We start from the raw sequence: 2,691 nt of genomic DNA, 5'->3' as shown, positions 1-2,691 counted from the left end.
GGGGGGGGGGGGGGTGGTAGCCTGTGGAGCGACTGGAGCAGGGGCAGCGGCTTAGCCATTGTCTAGTGAAGGCGTATCGAAGCAGGAAGGTTCTGGGGGTGATCTCAGAACCCTCGCCCAAAGCGCGAAGCGAGACGGGCGGGAAGTGTCAGCGATGAAACTGCTTTTCACGCTCGGGTTGCCAAAATATTGCATCAATACGCAGACGAACTTCCGTATTATTGGGGAGCGGCCACTCAATGACATCACCCACTCGCAAACCAATTAACGCCGCGCCAATCGGTGCCATCACCGAGATACCGTCCTCAACACTCCCAAGGGCATGAGGATACACCAGCGTTCGAATCATCTGACGCTCACGGGTTAAGTCAGTGAAGCGTATTTGGCTGTTCATGCTTACCACATCTTCCGGGATATCTTGGGGATCAAGCACCTCTCCACGGGCCAACTCCTCTTCAAGTAGCTCCGCCACCATCATGTCTTTTTCAGATGCCGTATCAATCAGACGCTGAAGCCGATCCGCATCAAGGCGATTGATGATAATAGTAGGACGCTGCCCCATTTCTACTCTCCTTAGAAAGTAATTAACTGTCGTGTTTTTTATAACGCACCAATGAAAACAGCCCTTCCCCAAAGGGAAAGGACTGTGTTGTAACAGTGTATGTGGTTTGGCTAATAAAAGCGACTATATAACACCCTGCTCAATCATCGCATCGGCCACTTTACGGAAGCCAGCAATGTTAGCACCCAATACAAGGTTATCCGGCTCGCCAAACTCACTGGCCGTGTCGGCACACTGGCGATAAATATCCGCCATAATCTGCTTAAGTTTCTCGTCAACCTTCTCCAACGGCCACTGCTCCATACTACTGTTTTGCGCCATTTCTAGCTGACTGGTCGCCACGCCGCCGGCATTTGCCGCCTTACCAGGCCCATAGGCGATTTTCGCTTCCAAAAAGCGGTCCACCGCCTCTTTTGTAGAGGGCATGTTGGCCCCTTCACTCACACAGGTGACACCGTTAGCCAACAGCGCCTTCGCATCGGCTTCGGTAAGCTCATTTTGTGTTGCACAAGGGAACGCTGCCTCACCTTCAATACGCCACACCGCATGGCCATCCTGTGGGTAATCACGAGCCGAAATATAGTGCGCGTCAGGATGCTCGTGCAGATAATTTTCCAACGACACACGCTGCACTTCTTTCAGCTGCTTAAGCAAACCTAAATCGATGCCGCTCGGATCATGAATAGTCCCTTTGGAATCACTACAAGTGACCGGCTTGGCACCCAGCTCATATAGCTTCTCGATGGTATAAATCGCTACGTTACCCGCCCCAGATACTAAACAGGTCTTACCACGCAACGTTTCATCTTTGGCCGCCAACATATTCTGCGCAAAATAGACCGCACCATAACCCGTGGCCTCTTTACGGCCAAGCGAGCCACCCCAGTTCAGCCCTTTGCCGGTCAGCACACCTTCGTAGCGTCCTGTTAAACGCTTATACTGGCCAAACAGGTAACCAATTTCTCGCGCGCCGACACCAATATCCCCTGCGGGCACATCGGAAAGCGGGCCAATATGACGATAAAGCTCTGTCATAAACGACTGACAAAAGCGCATAATTTCGTTATCTGACTTACCCTTGGGATCGAAATCAGAACCGCCTTTGCCCCCACCAATAGGCAAACCGGTTAACGCATTTTTAAAGATCTGCTCAAACCCTAAAAACTTAATAGTGCCCGACGTCACACTGGGGTGAAAACGCAACCCACCCTTATAAGGACCAAGTGCTGAATTAAATTGCACGCGATAGCCTTTATTCACCTGGACGCGCCCAGCATCGTCCACCCAGCTCACCCGAAACATCACCTGACGTTCAGGCTCAACAATACGCTCAATAATACTGTGCTGATGATAATGCGGCGCACGCTCAAACAACGGACGAAGGCATTCCAGTACTTCTTCTATCGCTTGGTAAAACTCTGATTGTGCAGGGCTACTTTTTGCTAAACGCATCAGCGTATCGTGAACATAAGGCATAAACAGGCACCACTTACAGTTTAAAAACGTAAATTTGCTGGCCAGAGCGTTGACATATTTAACTGCGGGCGCAGAAACCTGCATACCCTATACCGGTTCGGTATAGGCAAAAAAATCAGAAAAAATAGACTAAAGTGGCAAACAATTCGCTCCCTTATGGTGCAATAAGGTAAAGCTAATAAACGATCTATAAACGAAAAAAGATACCGACAATGAGCCGCTGTGGTAAAAGAGAGAGTCATAGACTTTTTGACGCATTGGACTCAGAAAAATTAGCACCCAAATCAAATCCAGGGATGCGTTAAGCAACTTTTGGCAATGCATTCGCTATGTGTTCAGCACACCACTGAGCAAGCTGAGCATCGCTAGCTTCTACCATGACACGGATGACTAAAAAGATCGTGCACGAAGCTACGTTCTACCTGAACTTCCCCATCATGCAGCCTGGCAGGAGCAGAGAGTACAACGGGCTCCCCATTGTAGAGCGCCTGCGTCTCCCCCAAGGGCACTCGAATTTCAGTCTCGCCATAAGTGATCAACAACTCATTGCTGTCATCATTGAGTTCATAGGTTGCTCCCGAAGAGCGAAGCACTTGGTCGATGAGCAATATCGGGTCGGAGGGGAGCTAGTCCCCGTCCGCCCACACCACCTG

At 50.2% G+C, this 2,691-nt stretch carries 3 protein-coding genes; all 3 read right to left on the bottom strand.

Features of this window, described 5'->3' with window-relative positions:
• Nucleotides 1-148 precede the first annotated feature (148 nt).
• Nucleotides 149-562: a nucleoside diphosphate kinase regulator gene (gene rnk, locus INT19_RS13890; protein ID WP_193061209.1), complete on the bottom strand. Its 414-nt coding sequence runs from the start codon at nucleotides 560-562 to the stop codon at nucleotides 149-151.
• 123 nt (nucleotides 563-685) lie between these two features.
• Nucleotides 686-2,038, bottom strand: coding sequence for an NADP-specific glutamate dehydrogenase (gene gdhA, locus INT19_RS13885; protein ID WP_193061208.1), 1,353 nt, complete (start codon nucleotides 2,036-2,038; stop codon nucleotides 686-688).
• Between the two features lie 365 nt (nucleotides 2,039-2,403).
• Nucleotides 2,404-2,631, bottom strand: coding sequence for a stalk domain-containing protein (locus INT19_RS13880; RefSeq protein WP_319022198.1), 228 nt, complete (start codon nucleotides 2,629-2,631; stop codon nucleotides 2,404-2,406).
• Nucleotides 2,632-2,691 lie beyond the last annotated feature (60 nt).

The sequence above is a fragment of the Halomonas sp. 3A7M genome, assembly GCF_014897875.1.
Lineage (GTDB): Bacteria > Pseudomonadota > Gammaproteobacteria > Pseudomonadales > Halomonadaceae > Vreelandella.
The sequence above is the reverse complement of the archived record's forward strand: the minus strand, read 5'-3'. Positions and strand labels throughout refer to the sequence as shown.